The following is a 20,365-nucleotide window of genomic DNA, read 5'->3' as shown; positions in this document are numbered from 1 at the left end:
ATACTGCAAAAAGAAGGTGATTGTTTGTGTCCTCACCTGTTCTGGGCATTATGACGTTGTACTTAAATGAACATCGCGCTCTTGAAGAACGAAGCGTCTATCGCAGAATGATTCTTGAAGGGCGCAAGCGGGGACTCGATATCTATGTATTCACACCAGCCGACGTACACCCCGGGGGCAAACAAATTGAAGCCATGGTTTTTCATGAGGGAAAAGGCTGGTCCAGGGAGTGGCGATCATTCCCGGACCTGATCTTTGATCGCTGCCGGATTCAACGTAACCGAAGGTTCCAGCAATTGCTTGCTTTTCGTGAGAAATATGGGCATCTGCTCTTTCTGAACAGGCCACTGCGCAATAAATGGACCATCCACCAGACCCTTTTACAAAAAGCCAACTTTCGTGAACACCTGCCGGAAACCGCTCTATTTCAGGATATGTCCGATGTAAACCGGATGCTCAAAGTTTCTTCCCTGGTCTATCTCAAACCCATTAATGGAACAGGCGGACGTGGTATTCTGCGCATTGAACGCAGCAGTAGCGAGGCTAATACGGTGCTTGTTCAGGGGCGGGATCAGAAACGTCGTATCATCACTCCACGTAAAGTTCATTTCTCACGACTTGGCGCGTTGCTCCAGCACTGGAACATGAAAGACAAGTATCTTGTACAAAAGGGGATTCAACTTCAGCTTCCGAATGGACGTGTGCATGATTATCGCATGCTCGTTCAGAAGAATGGTGAAGGACAATGGGAGCTTACTGGATGTGCTGGACGCATGGGTGCAGAAAAAAGCGTGACCTCCAATCTGCATGGCGGCGGTCAGGCAATAGCGATGAACCGACTCATGAAGCAATGGATCGAAGATGACGACCTCCGGGCAGAAATTAACACAACTGCAGAGAAATTCGGCATTGATGTTGCTTCGTTTCTGGAAGATACGTATGGCGACCTGTGTGAGCTGGCACTGGATTTGGCGATTGACAGAAGCGGACGTATCTACCTGCTTGAAGTTAATCCCAAACCTGCGCGTGAAGTATTCGCTCGCATCGGGGAGCGGGATATCTATTATAAAGCCATCACTCAACCGCTGGAGTATGCCTTATATGTATATCGCAACAGACCTCCCGGAACGTCCAGAAAACCAGCCACTCCCAGGCCCGTTTCGCAAAAATCCACCAGAGTAAAAAGAAAAAGGAAAGTCAAGTGAATGGATTAGATAAAGCAGGAGTCTATGTTCGCCAAGTGCGAGCATAGACTCCTGCTTTACTGTTTTTTATTTCTGTTCTTTCGTCCATTGCAGCGTATCGTTGTCAATCACAATATACCCTTTTTCCTCACCTTGCACATAAGATAATGCCAATCTCATCAGGTCAGGTTCTAGTTGGCATGTGGTAACACATGTAACCTGGTCAATATGATCCGCAGGCAGGCACAACGTCAGAATACCCACTTTTCCCGAGAAATCAGTCTTGCCCTGGATGACCGATGTTTCCGACTTGGAACCATACACCTCAGATACCCAGCCGGGCTGCTCCGTCAACGCGAAGGCTCCCTTCCCGATGCCTGCCGTAACCCATTGCATCGTCAGCGTTATGGAAGATGCCTCATAGCTCATATCCGCCGTCATTTCTCCAGCTTCATTCATCCTCAACGCAATATCCGCTTGCGGATGCAGGTGAAAACGTTGCTCCAGAGTATGCTCTGCTTCTGCCTCCAGCCAATCCACAATTAGTAGTATAGGAATCTCCACCCCTGCCAGCATCCACCGGCGATGTGTAACTGGATCTGGCAAATGTGTATATCCATCCTGCGAAGCATCAATGAAGTGATAGCTGTCATTGCTCTCCCAACGTAACGTTGTGGCCTGAGCCTCCGGTTCACCCCATTGCTGTGTGGAGAGATAAGGTGTCTGATTCAGACCATCCACCGTGACGGTATTGTGCGCCCGCGTACTTTTGAAATACCGACGCCATTCCCCTTCTTCATACGTGTAACGTCCGGTGTCCGTGAAGAAAAGCTGGTTCTTCCACATCCACTCCACATTCAGCGCATCTGCATGTCCATGTGCTCCGCCCATGGCAGCCGCATCAAAAAAAAGATATTGATACTTGTCCCTCATAACATAATATCCTGTCTGCGGAAAAGCCCGGCTCGACAAAGCCGGAGAAGAAGAAGCCTGTAGACGGAGGCATCGCTCATATTTCTCCACACCCAGCAACCAGAGACACTCCGAGCTATCCGTTCCGCGAGCCATCAAATCATCATCGTCCAGGATCGCTCCAAGCAGGGTCAGTCGTTGTCGTCCATCGCCAACCCAATCCGAATCACCAATACCGGTAGACTGGTGATCTGGTCGAATCAGCGCCTCAGTAAATGCTGCCATTTGGCGTAGACAGCTGGCATACCATTTCGAGAAAGGATGTCCTGAAATCTCACCCAACCGATAAGGCGTGCCAAACATCTCGATGCTGGCATTGTGGTAATGTGTTGTCAGTTCAACCTGTATTCCCTCTTCACCCAACTGATGCAGCAAACACAGCTCAAGACGTTCCATCGCCACTTGACGCCAGTGTGGACTTCGCGGGTGCTGGTGGTAGAACGTAGCAATCATGAACAAGCCTTGCATATGCATAATGGCATGATTGATTTCCGTGCTGCCGAGGTAACGGGTCAAAAACTCGGCGTGCTCTTCCAGACCTTGTCGGAACTCCGCCTGAAAACCTTCGTCTATCAGTGAACTCGCTTCCATATATTTATATGCCGATATCCAGGACTGCACACGTAGTCCCGTCTCCAGCAGGCGCCACGGACCGGGTCTTTGAAAGAACACAGCCTCGTCATAAACCAGATTTACAGAAACCGGGTTTTGCTGTCTCCAGCTACGGAAGTGGTCAATAAATGCTGTTACATATAGCGGATTGCCCTTCATCAGATACGCCTTGCCCAGATCGAGCATATGCCAGTGTCGATTGATGCCCCATGTGAACTCCAGATCATTGGTCGGGTTGTCGAGCCAGTCCACAGGTGTCCCCATCGGAATCCAGCGATTCAGATCGTTGGTATAAGGAACGATAAATTCATTCAGGATGGCACGATTGGCAATCGTGAGCGAATTTCGGGCTTCTTCCGGAAAATGTTTTTCATAATATTGGGCAGCCCGTTGCAGATCCGTTGCCGAAAGGTAAAAATCGCTCATTGGGACGCCTCGAGGAAATCCTGACGGAATGGGGTAAACACATCCAGAATGACGGAGTCCTCCAGGGCCTTGACCCCATGCGGAACGTTAAAACCGGCATAAAAGCTGTCCCCTGCTTTTAAGATACGAGTTTCTTCACCGACCTGTACCTCAAAGCTGCCTTTGACGATATAGCTGACTTGCTCGTGCGCATCATGAGAGTGAACTTCTCCAATACCACCTTTAGCAAAGGTAACCTCCACCATCATTAATGTACCGCCCATGCCCAAGATCTTGCGGGAACTCGTTTCGTTTATGATATATGCATCGGTAGACGCATGATTAATAATCATTTTGCTTTTCCCCTTTCCTTGTGAATAAGCGACCGAAGTAGTTAAACCACGGCCGCTATGAACGTTTATTAGTCTTCTGTGGACAATTTACCCTGAAGCTTGGAAGAATCGAACGATGGATCAGCAGTTATGTTGGTCAGCCCTGCCGCTTTGGTTTTCTCCAGAGCTGCATTGTACCTTGTATCCAGATCCTTGATCACAGCATCGAGATCGCCACCCGTGAATACAAAGATTGAAAAAGCCTCACCCCATTTGGTGCCTTCCAGTGAACTCTCGGTCACCACACTTGGATTTGCCGGGAAAATGGCATCATATCGTTTGGGCAGGAAACCTTCAATGCCCGGAATGCTTGGTTTTTTGTCAGAGCTTAGTACAGCAGGAATCAGTGAGATTCCGTATCCCTTTTCGTAATACTCACTCTGAAGATCTGTGCTGTACACATACTCCATAAACTTCCATGCCGCTTCCTTATTGGCAGAATCTGCATTGATGCCGATGTAGGAGCCCCCGATGACTTGCGAAGCGCCCTTGATCGTTCCATCATTTGTTGGCACAGGAGCCGCTGCCCAATTTTCTTTGGTAGGAAACTGATCTTTATATACCCCTGGTTCGCCGGAGTGATTAATGTACATTCCAATTTTTCCTTGTGCAAACTGGGCTCTGAGTGGATCGATGTCCAGACTTTCTACCCCTGGCAGCATACTGCCATCCTGATTCATCTGACGGAGTGCCATTGCGATATCCTTGTACATCCCAAAATCAAATTGGCCAGTCTTGTAGTTGTAACCATCAATACCAACATTACTGCTTGCACCTGCGATCGTATTGGCTGCTCTCCAGAAGCCGCTGCTGCTCTTGAACGGGCTGGCAAAACCATAGATGCCTTCACTTTTACCAACTTCGGTAATTTTTTTGGCATCCGCAACCATCTCAGCCAACGTTTTTGGCGGACTCTCGATCCCTGCTTTTTTGAAAATATCCTTGTTATACACAAGCCGCCAGACCTGCCCTGTATTGGGGAGGGAATATATTTTTCCATCAATCGTGTTTTTATTTTCAATCAAGCTGTCTTTAAACACGGCCTTCATCTCATCACTCATGTATCCATCGATCGGGGCGAGATACCCCTTCTGATAATACGTCTGAAAATCATTAACTTGCAGCACATCGGGTGCCTGCTTGCTGGCAAAAGCAATATCGACCGCCTGTGGGTAGTTGTCCCCCATCACGGTCATCTCCACTTCAATGTTGTCCTTGTTCGTCTGGTTGAACTCATCGATCTTGGATTTCATAAAATCAGCATCATGGCGGTCCGGTGTCCAATATATGATTTTGGTTTTCCCTCCGGCATTCTCCCCGCTGGTCCCCGATTCGCTATTTGCCGAAGTACCACTGTCAGCAGAACAACCTGCCAAACTTAGCGCCAGCAATGCACTTAGCGTAGTCACCATCCACTTTTTAACCATTGATATGCCCCCTTATGCTTGTCTGGACAACCCGTTTGGTTATCCGTTAACGTAATGATAATCGCTAAGCTTTCATGCAAGTGAGGGACATTCTGACTTTGCATGGTGGGAAAAATGACGATCCGTATCGGGTTCAATTCTCATACATTTGCCGGAAGCAGGTTGGCGTCATGCCGCAATATTTCTTGAACAAACCGCTGAAATAAGGCCTGTCCTCATAACCCAGCCTCTGGCAGATCTCTTGCACCTGTACACCTGCAACCAGCAACTCTTTTGCTTTTTCCATCCTCATCTTAGTAATATATTGAATCGGCGTTATGCCCGTTTCCTTTTTGAAGGCATTGGCAAAATAACTCGGACTTAAATGCACGGATTGGGCACAGGCATGCAGCGTCAGATTTTCTGCAAGATTCAGACTGATATATTCCTGTGCTTTGCTAATCGCCTGTTTGACATCGGTGAGTCGCTTTTTGTCCATAATCTCGCATCCCATACTGCTAAAATGCTTGATATATCCCCTCCAGCCCTCAAATGTCAAGGAGCGCATCGCCTCAAGCACTGTCAGGTCGGCCTCCAGACGCAAGCGTTCCTCTGCTGTAATCTCATCACAAAAGGCACGGTAGATGGCAAAGGCCAGTCCAGACAACAAACGAATCATCGTGAGCGGCTCGGGAAAACCTTCGGAAACCTGCCATTCTTCGAGAATTTCATCAATGATCCGGTGACAAGTGCTCTCATTACCACATTTCAGTGCGTAAAAAAGCTCTTTTTCCTTCTCCAAAGGATATACCGGGGCCACACAGGCCTGATTCTCCAGTTCAGCATACTTGAGGATGCAATTTCCTTCACTGTAAAAACGATAGGATATCGCCTGATCTGCATGTGCGTAGGACGTCCAGATTTCCTGTGGTCTGTGGGCAATCGTACCCACACCAATCGAGACTGTTTTTTTGCTGAATCGCTCCACATTTTGGCGGCATTGCTCCAGGAGCTCGGAGACATCGATCTGACTTGGTGTGTTAAATATGGCGGCAAGCCGGTATCGGTTTTCCCGTAAAACAACGCCCTTGGTATAGCGGTTCAAGGTTTCTCCCACAATATTTTGGACCGCAAAAGGAACGATTTCGGCATCCAGATGCATCGTGTATCCATATCGCGTATAACCATCCACCTCAATGACCATCACGAGAAGATTGGAGGAATCGAGATCAATATGCAGCTCGTTCCAGCGACTTTCATTCAGGAAGCCCCCGATTTCATGACGCAACAAACCCAGGAGATAGCTGTGACGCTCGTACTGGCTGCTGCTCTCCACCTTCTGCTCCAACTGTTCCAACTGTTTGCACTGTGCCTGCTCTTCCTTAATCACCTGTCTTACCTTCAACACCGCACCGAGTATTTCTTCAGGGGTAAACGGTTTGAGCAAATAGTCGGATGCCCCCAGCTTGATGGCTTCCTGTGCATATTGGAAATCCGAATAACCACTGATGAAAATAAATTTGGCTCGCAGTCCGGCATCCAATGCCCGCTTCATGAGGTCCAGTCCGCTCAGCTTGGGCATCCTGATATCACTAATCACGATGTCGGGTTGCTGCTCCAGCAACAAGGACCAACCGAGCTCTCCATTGCCCGCCGTGCCTACAATCCGAACCTGATGATCTTCCCACGGAATAGTTGAGGATATGCCTTTTACAACTGCCTGGATATCATCCATAACACACATCGTCAATTGGCCCATACTGCCCCTCCTCAGGTGATCGGAATCGTGATAACAACTGTTGTCCCTACATCTGTACTGCTATGAAACACAATCGAGGCCACATCCCCGTAGTGCAGGCTTAGTCTGCCATGGAGATTGGATAGGGCATAACCTTTGCGTCCCCCGTCAGGAGCATCCTCAGCAGAGATGCTGGCTACATCCATCCCACATCCATTGTCAGCCACCTCCAGCCGTAGTGTGTTACCCTGACGATCAATGCGGATCAGGATAACGCCCATATCTTCTTTGTCATTGAATCCATGCAGGATGGAATTCTCGACCAAGGGCTGAAGCAATATTTTTAAAATATCAACAGCGTAACAAGAGGGGTCCCCCACCTCAATTCGATAAACGAACAGATCCTCATAACATTTTTGCTGAAGCTGCATGTATTGTTCGACATGTTTGATCTCCTGCCCCACACTGGTGATGTCTTTCCCATCATTCAGTCCCAGACGGAATAACAAGGATAAGGAGACGATCATCTCACTTACATCCTTCTTCTCTCCGCTCTCACTTTTCCAGAACATTGTATTCAGCGTATTGTAGAGGAAATGAGGATCAACCTGCGCCTGAAGCGCCTTGACTTCAAACCGCCGTTTGTCTTGCTCTGTTGTCCGTACTTCTTCAAACAGAACCTGAATCTGGTCCAACATCCGATTGAAACGATGCCCTACAGCGCTGACTTCATCGTCATACTTGCTGCGAAACCGTACATCCAGATCATTGGACTCCACCTCAACCATCAGGCGTCGCAGTTTGTTCAGTGGCTTCAGCAGAGCGGATGCCAGTAGCCTGGACAACCCAAGTGCGAGCAAAATGCAAAACAACATGATCAGGATGATCAGCCAGCGTATCTTTTGGAGGGGGGACAACAAGTCAGCCTTGGACTGTACACTTACCATGACCCAATCCTCGTTCATCGACAATGCCGAATAGTTAACAAGCATGTCCTCCCCCTGATCGTTCCTATAGGTAAAATCTCCAGCATCGCCACGGCTAAACTGTTGGGTAAAGTCCGGCTCCATAATGAAATCGTAATTTCGGGACCTGGGTCGAATGACTTCATTTCCGTTTTTGTGCAGCAAAAACAGTTGAATCTGGTTATTCATGAGATCCTGCGTCAGAATGTCTCGCATCGCCTCTTCCTTCATATTGACGACCATATATACATTCGAATAGGTATGATTATCGATCACAATGGGTTTGAGCAACAGAGATAACACATTTCCTTGGGATTGGAACAGTTCACTCTGATGTGAACCAAACCACATCGTATTCCAGCCTTGCAGCTTCACGTAGCGTCCGTATTCCCTGTCGAACGGGTTATTGCGATTCGGAAAATCTTTGGTCGAGAAAAAATCACCGATGGGTGTTGTCAGATATGCGGTATCAATCAGTGGCTCTACGAGCTTCAATTGAGCAAACGATGTTTGCAGCAGCGAGAGATTCTGATAATAATGAGATGTGTTATTTTTCCCCACGTCCTTCATGACCTGGGTGAATGCTTCATTGAGCATAAAAGAAAAAGAGGATACAACAATATGCCTTAGATGTTCATCCATAACCTGCACTGATTTGTTCAGAATGCTTTGTTTCAGTTCAAGTGCATTCTGCTCAATGCTTCGTGCAGCAAAGAGATAAGAGCATATCCCGGTCACACTGATGCACAGGACAACGAGAAAAATGTACAGCAGCTGTATTCTTTTTTTCAGGGACATTTTATAAAAGTCGAATATCATCGGCGCTCGCTCCTTGAACACGGCTTGGCCCGTCCGCTGTGAATTAAAATGAGTATAGCACAGTGGAATAACCCGTAAAACCGTTTCCATGATTGTGCTCACGCCTATCCTTTCACAGCTCCCAAGGTCACCTGCATGAATGATTTGTTGGCAAAAATATAAACGATGAGCAGCGGCAAAATGGACAGACAGGCTCCGGCCATCATCAGTTGGACCTCAGCCGCAGCTCCGATGCCATATCGCAGACTAGCCAGCCCAACCGGCAAAGTCTGCAAATCCGGATTGCTCATGGTGAACACAAAAGGAAGAATATATTCATTCCAAGAACTCTGGAATACACCCAGACCTGCAACGGCGAGTCCGGGCCGCAGGAGCGGAAGAATAATTCGCCAGTATGTGGTGAAGAAATTACAGCCATCAATCATCGCCGCTTCATCCAGTTCGCGCGGGATGCTCTTGAAGAAACCAATGAGAATAAAGTATGTGGCAGCGTGTGCGCTGATCAGTATAATAATAACGCCCCACAACGTGGTATTCAGCCCCAGCTTAACCATGAGGTCAAATTGCGGACGCAGCACAACCGCGCCTATGGAAATAAACAGAGTGGATGCCATGAGCAAGGTGTACCCCTTTTTCCCTTTGAAATTCACTCGATCCACAGCGTAGGCTGACATCGAAGCTACCAGCAACGTGCCAACTGTTGTACTGATGCTAACAAACACGCTGTTCATCGTAAAACCCGAAAAATTGGCGGTTTTCCAAGCCTGAGCATAGTTGGAGAACTGCCAAATCTTCGGCCAGATGGTAGCCCCTCCGGTCAATTCCTGGTTTGTTTTGAAGGAACCGAGCAATACAAGTATGATGGGGAACAACGACAGCAGAGCAATTGCGATCAAAAACAGCCAAAGTACCGTTCGTTTGGTCCAGCGAATGAGTTGGGGAGACCCTGAGGGCGCAAGCACATTTTGAGTCATCATCGTTTCCTCCTGATTAATTTATACGTGTTCAAAAAGTCTGTTTTTCATTTTAATAGACATCATTGAGCTTTTTGGATATACGGAAATAAATGAGCGTCACAGCCCCTACGATGAGAGCCGTTGTGAAACCAACCGCACTGCCATAACCGAGCTGCTGGAGTGATTGGGTGTCAGCCGACACGGGAAACAACAGTTTAAACAAATACAGATACATCACCTCTGTTTTGCCATACGGCCCTCCTTCGGTAAGCACCATAATACTCTCGTAACCTTTCAGCGCCGTGGTAATTGCCAGCATGATGATCATCTGCAAGACTGGACCCAGCAATGGAATTGTTACATTCCGCAGTTTCTGAAACTCACTCGCTCCATCCAGCGATGCCGCCTCATAAAGCTCTTCGGGAATGCTCTGAAGACCCGCAATGAACAACAACATATAGTTGCCCACAGCCCCCCAGATGGCGATGATGATGGTTGTTAGCATGGCATGTTCAGCCCCCAGCCAGCTAATGGATTCGGAGATCACATGATACTTGAGCAGCAATTGGTTCAATATTCCGTTATAAGAGTTGAAAATAATAAAGAATACAATCGCCATGACCGAAGCACTAAAAATAGTGGGGAGATAATAGATCGCCCTAAAGAGGGATCGCCCTCTCCATTTGCGATTCAGAATAATCGCCAGAGTTAACGACAGTGGAATTGTAACAACGAGTTTGCCCAGGGCGTACACACCCGTGTTGCCTACAGAATCCCAGAATTGCCCGTCACGCAAAATGCGTCCAAAATTATCAAGCCCGATAAAGACAGGCGTCCCGATGCCTTGATAATCATAGAACATGTAACGCAGCGCCCATAACAGCGGATAGATCCCAAATACAAGGGTTAAAAAAAGACTTGGAAAGATGAACATATAGGCATGTATTTTGGATGGTTTCACCAGAATCGGACCCCCTATAGCTTTTGAATGAAGTATAGAGGGAATATGGAGGTAGGCGGGATAGGGAAATCAACTTTTTACAGGGGAGAATGTGACTGCATGACCATACAAAAAAACCTGTATTCAACGAATTTCCGTTGAGTCTACAGGTTCATATCATGCGGTTCGTAATCTTAAATCTCAGTATACGTATGTAGCGTATAGGCTACTCTGCTTCATCATACAGACGCAGCAGTTCTGTAAAATCAGAGATGAGCACATCTGAGCCCGCAAGCTCCTCATCACGGCCAAACCCGGCATAAGCACAGCCGATGACCGCCTGACCGTTCATTTTACCAGCTTCCACATCAGAAGAGCGATCCCCTACCATCCATGCGTCCTGAATACGATGTTTCTCAAGCAGGATCTGCACCAGATTAATCTTGGAAGGAGTCTTGTACTGGCCTGCACTGTATACCCCTTCAAAGAAAGGCATAATCTCGTGTGCAAACGCCACACCCTTCACATAGTCCTCCAGCCCGTTACTTGCGACAAAAAGACGCACTCCTTGTTGTTTTAATGCTTGCAGTGTTTCTTTCACCCCAGGATACAATTGGGAACTTCCTTGATCAAGCCCCTCAATCTCCAGTTGAAGCAACAGTTCGTCTGCACGGCGATGTGCCACTTCCGATGCCTCAGGCATAACCACTTTCCATATATCCTCGAGCAACATGCCCAAACTTCCCAGCATCCGTTCCTCGGGTGGAGTTTCTCCTTCAAAATGCCCTTCGGCACGCAATGTATCAAATAGTTGCTGGTAAGCTGGCAACAACAGGGTCTCTGTCTGGAACAGCGTACCATCCATGTCAAAAATCATCGCTTCCGGTTTGAGCAATACCTTCTCTTTATTCATGTCCAATGTTCCTTTCGGATTGGGATATTGTATATGTAATTGGAATCGTTCCCTTCCCATGATAAACATAACGTTTGAACGTGTAAACCAACGATTGTAAAACATCATCAACCCCAACCTTATACAACATAAATCAAACGTTATATTATAGTTAAACGAACTATATACAAAAGAAGTTTCTTTACGTATAATACTAAAAAATAGTTCTTTAGACACCTAATCTAAAGACCTACAATTGTCATATTTCCGGTTTTTTCGACAACTACATATACCCCATAGAGAGGAATAACAAACATGAAAAAGCGAAAGACCTTTAAGATTTTTTATAAGATCGGATTAGGATATTTACTCGTACTGGCTGTACTGGCTGGTTGCATCCTGCTGATTCAGAACAGCACAAGTCAGCTCCAACGGGAACTGGATTTTCTGGTCGATCACGATATGAGGGTACACGCCCTCACCTATGAACTCGAAAGAAACATGGTAGATATGGAAACAGGTCAACGCGGTTACATCATCACGGGTCAGGACAATTATCTCGATCCCTACACCCAAGGAAAAGCGCAACTTATTACACTCAGAGATGAACTTGCTGCTTTAATTTCGGATAATCCGGCTCAACTTGCACTTTTGGAAGACATACATACTAATATGGAGAACTGGGTCCAGATCGCTGGTGAACCTGTGGTCGCTCTTCGTCAAGCCAATAATACTCAGGCCATTCGAGATTTTTTCGCAGATGATCCAGGTAAAAGAGACATGGACCAGATTCGGACTGCTCTCGATACGTTTCGAACCAACGAGCATACGTTAACCGATAACCGTACAGAAGCACTGAAGCAAAAAAACACACTACTGAACCTGGAACTGTATGGGGCACTTATCGTTGTGGCCATTATCTCGTTCATCACTGCATTGGTCCTGTCACGTGCCATTGTTAGAAACATCCGTACCGTGAAGCAGGCATTAAATGACATCGGTTCTTCCAATGGTGACCTGACACTGAGAATCGCTACGCCAATGAAAGACGAAACTCGTGAACTCGCGGAGGCAGCCAATACAATGCTCACTGGTTTGCAGCAAATGATGCTGGACGTTCAGAGCAATGCCATGATTCTGAGCAAAGCTTCGGATCGATTGGATAAAGGCGTTGCCGATAGCCATCTTGCAGGAAAAGAAGTTGCCACTGCCATGGAACGTGTGGCTGAAGGCGCTGATGAACAGGTTGCTCTTACGCAAACCATGGTAGCTGCGATGCAGCAATCCCTCAATGGCCTTAATCGTGTCGCCTCCTCGGCAAGTGACGTGGCAGGCCGTGCAGTTCGTACCGAATCCATTGCCGTGGATGGGCAACAGCGCATTGATAATGCTGTAGGTAAAATGAGTTCCATTGAGCAATCCTTCCTCTCTGTACAGGAAGCCATTAATGAAATTTCGAAGATGTCTGATCAAGTGATCAACATTGCAGATTCAATGTCGGGTATTGCGAGACAAACCAATCTGCTTGCACTTAACGCCGGAATCGAAGCTGCCCGCGCTGGGGAAAATGGACGCGGCTTCGCTGTTGTTGCCGCGGAAATTCGTAATCTTGCAGACCAAAGTGCAACATCAGCCAAAGAAATTACAAGTATATTGGAAACCGTGGTAGCAGGTGTTCAAAGTACGGTGCAGGTGGTTGATGAGAGTACTCTACATGTGAATGAAGGGTTGCGGACCATTGAGGATGCAGGTAATGCTTTTTCAACCATTACTCAGCATATTCATAACCTCAGTGGTGAAGTTCTGGAGGTATCTGCTGTTGTCGAGGAGTTAACTTCCGGTAGTGAGGCTGTGATGAAGTCCATCAATGAGGTATCGGCTGTTGTGGAAGATACTGCATCAGCCACGGAAGAAGTATCTGCGATGACGGAGGAACAACTTGCTTCTCTGCAGGAAATGTCTGACACGTCCAAGCAGTTGAATGAAATGTCGGATACACTTGATCAGCTGGTTAAGCGATTCAAGCTGGCGTGACCTGAATCAACATACAACATAACGATAGAATGTCTATGTAGCTCTATTTTGCGCCAAAACACAGGAAAGAAGCATCGCAGACAGGCACACCTGGGCCACTGTGATGCTTCTTGGTGTTACGAAGAGCTGATACATTTAGAGGTACAGCAGGCACTTCGAAATGAAAAACCTGACACTCCTTTTCTTATCCTGATTGTTCCGTGTTCCGTAACGCTTCCAGTATCAATTGTGCCTGATACCCATCGTTAAAATCATATATCTTAGCTGGTTTGCCTTGTATACGGGCAATGACATGTTTAATAACCGGCAACTCACTGGCGGACTCAAGCACTTCCACAGGCGAAAGTGGCTGCCCCACCATGCCAGTCTTCAATTCTTCCCAATTTTCCAGAGCAATCGTGCCTTTTGTGCCGTACACCACCATGGATACACGTTCTTCCCCCGCAAATTGAGAGATCCCGTTCAGCTGAATTCGGACTCCGTCTTCCAGTTCCATTGCAGCCTGCACTTCTAGTTCACAGTCTCCATTATCAGGATATTGAACCTGGGTGCTCACTACCCGGATGGCACCAAACACCTTTTGAATCATATGAATCCAGTGAATCCCCACTTCAAGAATAAATCCACCCTGCTCCCGGCTTGTAATCCATGCATTCTGTTGCCATGATCGTGGCCACTGCGGGAATTGCAAAATGAGATCTATTTTGCGAATGGCCCCCACAGTATCCTGCTCAATCATCTCTTGCAACTTCAGCACGGAAGGTTCATGCGGCATCGAGAAGTGGATGGCATGAACAACGCCCGCCTTTTGCGCTGTATCCAGCATCTTTTTGGCTTCTTCTATACTATTGGCAAGCGGTTTCTCGCAGAATACATGAATTTTGCGCTCCAGCGCCTCCATGACAACCGGATAATGAAATTTCGGCGGAACTGCAATATACAACAGATCAATCTGATGTTCATTCATCAATTGCTTGTAATCCGTATACGTCCTAACTCCCCGATGGGAAGCTGCAAAAGACGCCAAACTTTCCTCATTCGCATCACACACCGCAACAATCTCAATCTCCGTGTCCATCTTTGTATTCTCGATGAGATGAACCATATGTAATCCCATTTTACCCAGCCCAATCAGAGCCATCTTGATGACTGTCATTCCATCCCCTCCCAATTCCTTTCCAGTATAGCAGAAAGCAAAGAATTGCGAATGCGATGCGTTGATACGAAAAAAGATAAATCCCTAGCTTTCAAGTCGCTATTAGAGACTGAAATTCATCATTGTTAGTCATGTTTTTACATTATTTGTAACTTTGTACCGATTGGGTAATTCGTTGCAGGGATATATAACCAATTATTTTTACTTTATCCAGCAACACTTAAAGCGTTACCAACTTAAGAATCAGGAATTTAGACTCACAAAAACAGGTTGACAAAAAACCACAAAAAAAGATACTCTTCCTAATAACAATGAATATTTCCTCTTACAACCTTAGACAGTAACTTGCATTCAACAAATGGAATATGCGTATGGTTCTAATAACCTATTTCATGAAGCGAGGTGTCCCGCATGAGAACAGTTGCGGACTATTTGGCAGAAACTCTGCGTAATCTAGGCGTTACTCATGTCTTTGGTATTATTGGTAAATCCATCTGCCCTGCTGTACTGAAAATGGTGGATTACGGATTAGAATTCATTCCAGGCCGTCATGAATCCAGCTCAGGTTTTGCCGCATCCGGTTATGCATTACAGACGGGTAAACTCGGCGTTGCCTTTGCCACATCCGGTCCAGGCGGAACCAATCTGCTTACTGCAGCAGCCCATGCAAAGGCCAACAATCTCCCTGTACTGTTTATTACGGGTCATCAATCCATCCAGGAACTGGGGTTACCTCAGTGCCAGGATTCCTCTTCCTATCTGGCTGATCTAGCCGAGATGTTCCGGCCTGCCACATTATTCAGTAAACTCGTTGAGCGTGGAGATCACTTCGGCACCCTACTGAATCATGCCTTATCCATTGCCCTTGGTCCGAATAAAGGCCCTGTTCACCTCTGTCTTCCTTTTGACGTACAGACTGAATTGTTATCGGAATGCCGGATTGTCATTCCCGAACCGGAACCTCTGCTTAGCGTATCTAATCTGAATCGCATTTTCCCTCTCATTCAACAATCCAACCGCCCTTTAATTATTGCTGGTAAAGGTGTAAGTCGTGCCAGAGCCCATGATGAATTGCTTCAATTGGCCGAATCGTTCAACATTCCTGTCATTACTACGCCTGGTGGAAAAGGAGCGATTGCGTGGGACCATCCCCTGTACCATGGACCTTGTGGTGTTGGAGGATTTCCACATGCAGACGACATGTTGAACCAAAGTGACCTTTATATTGTACTCGGTTCACGTCTGAGTGATATGACCCTATGCAATCTGAAACCTGAGAACCACCCGGCACACCTCATTCAATTTGATACTGATCCTACATTTGTGGGTAAGATTCTGAGCGCTCAAACCTTACATATCACCGGTGATTTGAAGGACAACCTGCAATATTTGCTGGGCACATTAGAAGACCTCCCTACTCCTGTGAGAACCACGGCACCCATCGATTACACTGTCCCTTTACCAGATCTCCCCCAACTGTCTCTGGCTTCTGTGCTAGATGGAATGAGCGATCTGCTTCCGTATGATCATAAGCTTTTTGTTGATGATGGCAGCCACGGATTTCATGCGGTCCAGCGATATAAAGTCAAGAAACCAGGCAGCTTTGTGTTTGACGCTTACTTTGCCTGCATGGGTAATGCCATTGGTATGGCGATAGGTTCAAAGGCCGCTTCACCTGAAGAGACCGTCGTATGTATCACCGGGGATGGATGTTTCATGATGCTGGGGACGGAGATCCATACCGCGGTATGCAACAATCTGAACGTCATCTTCATTGTTGTTAACAACAAACAACTGGACATGGCACTCAAAGGAATGGAAAAAACAACAGGCAGAATTGATGGCACATTATATGAAGTTCCTATGGATGCCGCCAAATTTGCCGAATCTCTCGGTGCGGTTGCGTTTCGAGCAGAAACCCTTGCAGAATTCTCATCTGCGCTGAACACAGCCCAGACATTGAATCAGGTAACTGTTATTGAACTTCTGACCGATCGAGATGAAATTCCACCCACGGCTCACCGCACCGTAACTTTGAATTAGGAGGAGTAGATCATGAGTGAACATGTAGCTCAGGGACTAGACCGTTTCGCAAAACTATCTGGTGAGTACGGTGCAAGAGCCCTAGCCCCCATCAAAGAACATTTTCCCGAATTGTCGGAATTTATTATGGGAACGGCATACGGGGATATTTTTCAGCGCACCACGATTACGGATCAATGGAAGGAAGTTGCTATCATCTCTTCGTTGATTACCCAAGGCCAGTATGAACAATTAGGGGTGCATTACACAATGGCTCTGAGCGTGGGAATGACGGTGGATCAGCTCAAGGGAATATTGCTACATCTGGCACCCTGTGTGGGTGCTCCACGCATTATAAGTGCATTTAATATTTTGCTTGCCACCTTGGAAGAAATACAGTAATTCACTTTTCTACATTTTTATACATGATTCGACTTTTTTATTGATCTTTTTACATTCCTACCTTTATAATATGGTTAAATTATCCTTCGAACCAGCTCTCATCTTAGAAGCTTTCAGCAGAGGCCCTATGGGGCTGTGTATCCATTAGCAGGATAGCCTTAACTCATTTAAAGGAGAGAGATCAAGCATGGGAAATTTCATTCTGAAGACTGACGTTCCAAACAAGGTGTTAAACATTGAACTGGAGGGTTCTTTCTCTCAAGAAGACGGTTTGCGTTCCATCTCGGCCTATCAGGATACAATCGCTCCTATTAACACCAAGGAGTATAACCTGAACATCGATTGCAAAAAGTTGAATGTTACTGCTCCGGAGATTGTTCCTCTTCTGGAAGGCTGCCTTCAATTATTCAAAAAAGATGAATATAAAAAAGTCGTGTTGACCCTCGAGAACAACGCGATTCTAAAAATGCAATTGTCCCGGCTCGGCCGGTCAGTCGGTCTGGACAATCTCGAAATCATATCTACCGTTACCACTTAATAAACCAGGCGGACAAGCTGTGAATTCACCCTTCCGCTCAAGAGGAGAATGAAGATGGCCGGAATTCGTATTGTAGATATCGATATCTATCATCCAGCAACCAAGGTGCACAATGATTTTTATATTGAACATTTTGACGCAAGAGGTGTAGATATTCGTGGATTGTTACAGGCACTTGGTCGTGATACACGTTATAAAATTGACAACGATGACGAAAATTCACTAAGCATGGCCTTTGAGGCAACCAGTAACCTACTGGAGAAAACCGGACTCACCGGTGCAGATATTGATCTGATTGCTTATGCAAGCCAAACGCCAGAATACATCTTTCCTACGAATTCCCTGATGATTCATCGCATGATTAACGGCGCTTCTCACACGATCTGCATTGACAGTAATGCGAACTGTGCAGGCATGACCGCTGCTTTCGAACAGGTTAGCCGGCAGATGCTGGGCAATCCCCGAATTCGCAGGGCATTAATCATCGGCTCCGATTACGTGGCTCCTCACGCCAGTCCCGATGATCCCGTATACTTCGCCAATTTCGGCGATGCAGCAGCGGCGGTTATTGTAGAGCGGGATGAACATGCTGTCGGTTTCATTGATTCCATCTATCAGACGGATACCTGCGTGTATGGTAATTCTCTTTTTCCTGCACAAGGCTTGGCAAAGCTGGGCAAAACGGGTGTAGATGCGGGTGCCTTTCATGTGAAATTCATCCCATTTGATGATTCCATCTGTGTGGATGCTGCTTCAGAGTCCATTCGTACCTTGCTGATACGTAATGAGATTAGACCAGACGAGATCAGAGCCGCCTGCTTCTCCCAGCTATCCATCAGTAACATTCGGGCTGTATCCGAGAACGTCGGCATTGGTGATGATATTGCCGTCTATATCGGAGATGAGTTCGGATACACCTCTACCAGCAGTCCATTCATCGCATTACATCGAGCGGTTACAACCGGTCAGATTCAGCGTGGTGACAAAGTTCTGTTCTGGACCGTTGGAGCCGGGTGGCAAAATGTAGCCATGGTAATTGAATATTAGGTAAACACTTCAAATTCTATAAAACCATCTCTGGTACCACTACTGGAGATGGTTTTTTGTTTCTTCATTTTCTACCTATAACGTTCATTGAAGATTTATTACCTTTCATTGTGAAAATAGTCACTTACATATTATTACACAAAAACTATGATTTAGAAGTAATTAAAACTCATAAAAGGAGATGTTTATGTTCAAATGTTATCTATTATCATGAGTTGCTACTGCATTAAACGGAGTTAGAAATTGCATTGGTAATTATTCAACACACATTCCATTTGAGAGAGGGAGTTTTTAGATTGAAGATAAGAAAATCGCTAACTTCTTTATTATCCTTAGCTTTGTTATTAACTCCATTAAATCTTGTATTCGCAGATGGTAATATGGACACGATCACCATGAACAATGAACTTAAAAAAAGGATCGAAGTCAACATCGATTCATCAATCACAGGAAATGAGCGAGAAGTAATTGCTGACGTGATGGCCCGGCTTGACGAAGAAGATCGAGGAAATGTCATCTATGTCACAGAAGACGGTGCCATTTACTCTAACAAGACGGAACTCAAAGAGACGACAGAAGTATATGATCTGGTTGAGAACAATATCTATCAAAGCGCATCCGGAAAAGAACTTGTCGGTCCTGGAATATCCACGAATGATTTTTCAGCATCTGCCGTTAAAGATGACACACAAATTTCGCCCACTGCCGAAGTGCCTAATCCAAGCGGAGGTTCCGGTCCTTATCGAAGAGTTTTCTCAAATAATGGATATAACTGGTTAAGTACTTATGTAACCATTCCAGGTGCCCCATACGTAAAAGGGAATGTTTCGACGGATGTTCCTTATGTATATCTGGGAGGCTGGGGATCTAACGGAAATGGGATAGATGCAGGTTTGCAATACAGCACAGCGTTTGATAACTGGTCACCTACGACGTTGGCCAACGGAGCCATGGTACCTAGCAATACGCGCTATCGATCAGGTCAGGATATTTATATGAAATTTTATGTGACGAATCCAAATGAATGTACTTTGGCTGTATCAGGAATCACAACGACTGGTGAACAATTAACAACGACAATTGTAAGAAGCGGGGTAAGCGGCTGGGATAAAAGCGGTATAGGGATGAGAGTTAAAAGAATGACCACCATTGGTCAAAAACCCGAGAACATGAACACAGGTTCAACCATTAAAAATGTTCGCTGGCATGATATCACTGTAGGATACTATTCGGGAAGTAATCTTATATATAGCAGTTGGGGCAGTGGACAAACCGGAGGATATCACTCTGTGCCTTCCAATAAAGTAAGTGTTAATTATATAAGCCCTGGTGAAGAAACCGTCAGCATTCAACTTTAGTATCTATTAATCTGAAAAAGAGGCTCTAAAGTGAAAAGTAGCAGTTCCAAGATTATTCAATCTTGAGAACTGCTACTTTTAAAATTTTATAAAATCGTTGTTATAAGAACTTAAATACTAGGTTTAAGCTAAAATTTCCGATTATTTGTAAACGATCCCATCGTATCTAGCAGCAACAATTCCATCCACCGTATGATAACTAACCAACACCAAGGTGCCTACATAACCGTCTGGCGTTTTATAGTCCGTAAGATATTTTGGTACTCCAAAACCTACAGGGTAATAATGAACTACAGTAAAAGGTTTACTTTCAAGCATAGGAGTTACTACGTCTGATACACTTGTACTGGTATTCGGTTGAATAGTTGCCGCAGACACGTCTCCACTTGAAATGGAAGTGGTCAGAATAAAGGAACATGCAGTCAACATAAGAACTTTACTAAGTCTCAAAATGTTCATCTCCTAAATAGATTTTTTAACTACGATTTCATTGTATAACATACGAGTTTATTTAACAACAATATTTG

At 45.9% G+C, this 20,365-nt stretch carries 17 protein-coding genes; 7 read left to right on the top strand and 10 right to left on the bottom strand.

Annotation, left to right across the window (positions count from 1 at the left end):
* The first annotated feature begins 26 nt into the window (after positions 1-26).
* Complete coding sequence (locus AC4E8D_RS09695) at positions 27-1,205, top strand: YheC/YheD family endospore coat-associated protein (RefSeq protein WP_339183647.1); 1,179 nt, start codon at positions 27-29, stop codon at positions 1,203-1,205.
* 66 nt (positions 1,206-1,271) lie between these two features.
* On the opposite strand, the gene AC4E8D_RS09690 is transcribed toward AC4E8D_RS09695, so the two are convergent.
* From AC4E8D_RS09690 to AC4E8D_RS09655, 8 genes are all read right to left on the bottom strand, one after another.
* Entirely contained in the window at positions 1,272-3,194 is a 1,923-nt protein-coding gene (locus AC4E8D_RS09690; RefSeq protein WP_339307689.1) for an alginate lyase family protein, read from the bottom strand.
* A complete protein-coding gene (locus AC4E8D_RS09685) occupies positions 3,191-3,526 on the bottom strand; it encodes a cupin domain-containing protein (protein ID WP_339183643.1) in 336 nt (111 codons plus the stop codon). Before AC4E8D_RS09685 ends, AC4E8D_RS09690 begins: the two co-directional genes overlap by 4 nt.
* Positions 3,527-3,594: 68 nt before the next feature.
* Positions 3,595-4,992 carry an ABC transporter substrate-binding protein gene (locus AC4E8D_RS09680; protein WP_339307687.1) on the bottom strand — a complete coding sequence of 466 codons (1,398 nt, stop codon included), beginning with the start codon at positions 4,990-4,992 and terminating at the stop codon, positions 3,595-3,597.
* A gap of 133 nt (positions 4,993-5,125) precedes the next feature.
* Positions 5,126-6,730, bottom strand: coding sequence for a helix-turn-helix domain-containing protein (locus AC4E8D_RS09675; RefSeq protein ID WP_339307685.1), 1,605 nt, complete (start codon positions 6,728-6,730; stop codon positions 5,126-5,128).
* 11 nt (positions 6,731-6,741) lie between these two features.
* Positions 6,742-8,493, bottom strand: coding sequence for a sensor histidine kinase (locus tag AC4E8D_RS09670; RefSeq protein WP_339307683.1), 1,752 nt, complete (start codon positions 8,491-8,493; stop codon positions 6,742-6,744).
* Positions 8,494-8,597: 104 nt separating this feature from the next.
* On the bottom strand, positions 8,598-9,467 hold the full coding sequence (locus AC4E8D_RS09665; protein ID WP_339308654.1) for a carbohydrate ABC transporter permease: 870 nt from the start codon (positions 9,465-9,467) through the stop codon (positions 8,598-8,600).
* 52 nt (positions 9,468-9,519) lie between these two features.
* Positions 9,520-10,410, bottom strand: coding sequence for a carbohydrate ABC transporter permease (locus AC4E8D_RS09660; RefSeq protein WP_076209116.1), 891 nt, complete (start codon positions 10,408-10,410; stop codon positions 9,520-9,522).
* Between the two features lie 205 nt (positions 10,411-10,615).
* Positions 10,616-11,302: an HAD family hydrolase gene (locus AC4E8D_RS09655; protein ID WP_339307681.1), complete on the bottom strand. Its 687-nt coding sequence runs from the start codon at positions 11,300-11,302 to the stop codon at positions 10,616-10,618.
* Positions 11,303-11,596: 294 nt separating this feature from the next.
* Between AC4E8D_RS09655 and AC4E8D_RS09650 the strand changes: the two genes are divergently transcribed.
* A complete protein-coding gene (locus AC4E8D_RS09650) occupies positions 11,597-13,315 on the top strand; it encodes a methyl-accepting chemotaxis protein (protein ID WP_339307679.1) in 1,719 nt (572 codons plus the stop codon).
* Positions 13,316-13,499: 184 nt separating this feature from the next.
* Here the strand turns inward: AC4E8D_RS09650 and AC4E8D_RS09645 are convergent, their stop codons facing one another.
* Complete coding sequence (locus AC4E8D_RS09645; protein ID WP_237176141.1) at positions 13,500-14,471, bottom strand: Gfo/Idh/MocA family protein; 972 nt, start codon at positions 14,469-14,471, stop codon at positions 13,500-13,502.
* Positions 14,472-14,882: 411 nt separating this feature from the next.
* Between AC4E8D_RS09645 and AC4E8D_RS09640 the strand changes: the two genes are divergently transcribed.
* The 5 genes from AC4E8D_RS09640 to AC4E8D_RS09620 all read left to right on the top strand — a co-directional run bounded on the left by AC4E8D_RS09640 (position 14,883) and on the right by AC4E8D_RS09620 (position 19,838).
* Positions 14,883-16,514, top strand: coding sequence for a thiamine pyrophosphate-binding protein (locus AC4E8D_RS09640; RefSeq protein ID WP_237176142.1), 1,632 nt, complete (start codon positions 14,883-14,885; stop codon positions 16,512-16,514).
* Between the two features lie 12 nt (positions 16,515-16,526).
* A complete protein-coding gene (locus AC4E8D_RS09635; protein WP_221823110.1) occupies positions 16,527-16,895 on the top strand; it encodes a carboxymuconolactone decarboxylase family protein in 369 nt (122 codons plus the stop codon).
* A 187-nt stretch (positions 16,896-17,082) separates the two neighbouring features.
* Entirely contained in the window at positions 17,083-17,433 is a 351-nt protein-coding gene (locus AC4E8D_RS09630) for a hypothetical protein (protein WP_221823108.1), read from the top strand.
* 54 nt (positions 17,434-17,487) lie between these two features.
* The gene (locus tag AC4E8D_RS09625) at positions 17,488-18,480 is read left to right on the top strand and encodes a 3-oxoacyl-[acyl-carrier-protein] synthase III C-terminal domain-containing protein (RefSeq protein WP_490206142.1); all 993 of its coding nucleotides are present in this window, start codon (positions 17,488-17,490) and stop codon (positions 18,478-18,480) included.
* Between the two features lie 296 nt (positions 18,481-18,776).
* Positions 18,777-19,838: a hypothetical protein gene (locus AC4E8D_RS09620; RefSeq protein ID WP_490206141.1), complete on the top strand. Its 1,062-nt coding sequence runs from the start codon at positions 18,777-18,779 to the stop codon at positions 19,836-19,838.
* 141 nt (positions 19,839-19,979) lie between these two features.
* Here the strand turns inward: AC4E8D_RS09620 and AC4E8D_RS09615 are convergent, their stop codons facing one another.
* Positions 19,980-20,267: a hypothetical protein gene (locus AC4E8D_RS09615; RefSeq protein WP_490206140.1), complete on the bottom strand. Its 288-nt coding sequence runs from the start codon at positions 20,265-20,267 to the stop codon at positions 19,980-19,982.
* Positions 20,268-20,365 lie beyond the last annotated feature (98 nt).

The sequence above is a fragment of the Paenibacillus sp. SRL342 genome, from assembly GCF_984798905.1.
Note: the sequence above shows the minus strand (reverse complement) of the source record. Positions and strands in the feature narration are given on the sequence as shown.

Excerpts from the sequence above, each read along its gene's own strand:
- AC4E8D_RS09690 (WP_339307689.1), bottom strand. The coding sequence starts at position 3,194 with ATGAGCGATTTTTACCTTTCGGCAACGGATCTGCAACGGGCTGCCCAA.
- AC4E8D_RS09685 (WP_339183643.1), bottom strand. The coding sequence starts at position 3,526 with ATGATTATTAATCATGCGTCTACCGATGCATATATCATAAACGAAACG.
- AC4E8D_RS09680 (WP_339307687.1), bottom strand. The coding sequence starts at position 4,992 with ATGGTTAAAAAGTGGATGGTGACTACGCTAAGTGCATTGCTGGCGCTA.
- AC4E8D_RS09675 (WP_339307685.1), bottom strand. The coding sequence starts at position 6,730 with ATGGGCCAATTGACGATGTGTGTTATGGATGATATCCAGGCAGTTGTA.
- AC4E8D_RS09670 (WP_339307683.1), bottom strand. The coding sequence starts at position 8,493 with ATGATATTCGACTTTTATAAAATGTCCCTGAAAAAAAGAATACAGCTG.
- AC4E8D_RS09665 (WP_339308654.1), bottom strand. The coding sequence starts at position 9,467 with ATGACTCAAAATGTGCTTGCGCCCTCAGGGTCTCCCCAACTCATTCGC.
- AC4E8D_RS09655 (WP_339307681.1), bottom strand. The coding sequence starts at position 11,302 with ATGAATAAAGAGAAGGTATTGCTCAAACCGGAAGCGATGATTTTTGAC.
- AC4E8D_RS09650 (WP_339307679.1), top strand. The coding sequence starts at position 11,597 with ATGAAAAAGCGAAAGACCTTTAAGATTTTTTATAAGATCGGATTAGGA.
- AC4E8D_RS09645 (WP_237176141.1), bottom strand. The coding sequence starts at position 14,471 with ATGACAGTCATCAAGATGGCTCTGATTGGGCTGGGTAAAATGGGATTA.
- AC4E8D_RS09640 (WP_237176142.1), top strand. The coding sequence starts at position 14,883 with ATGAGAACAGTTGCGGACTATTTGGCAGAAACTCTGCGTAATCTAGGC.
- AC4E8D_RS09635 (WP_221823110.1), top strand. The coding sequence starts at position 16,527 with ATGAGTGAACATGTAGCTCAGGGACTAGACCGTTTCGCAAAACTATCT.
- AC4E8D_RS09630 (WP_221823108.1), top strand. The coding sequence starts at position 17,083 with ATGGGAAATTTCATTCTGAAGACTGACGTTCCAAACAAGGTGTTAAAC.
- AC4E8D_RS09625 (WP_490206142.1), top strand. The coding sequence starts at position 17,488 with ATGGCCGGAATTCGTATTGTAGATATCGATATCTATCATCCAGCAACC.
- AC4E8D_RS09615 (WP_490206140.1), bottom strand. The coding sequence starts at position 20,267 with ATGTTGACTGCATGTTCCTTTATTCTGACCACTTCCATTTCAAGTGGA.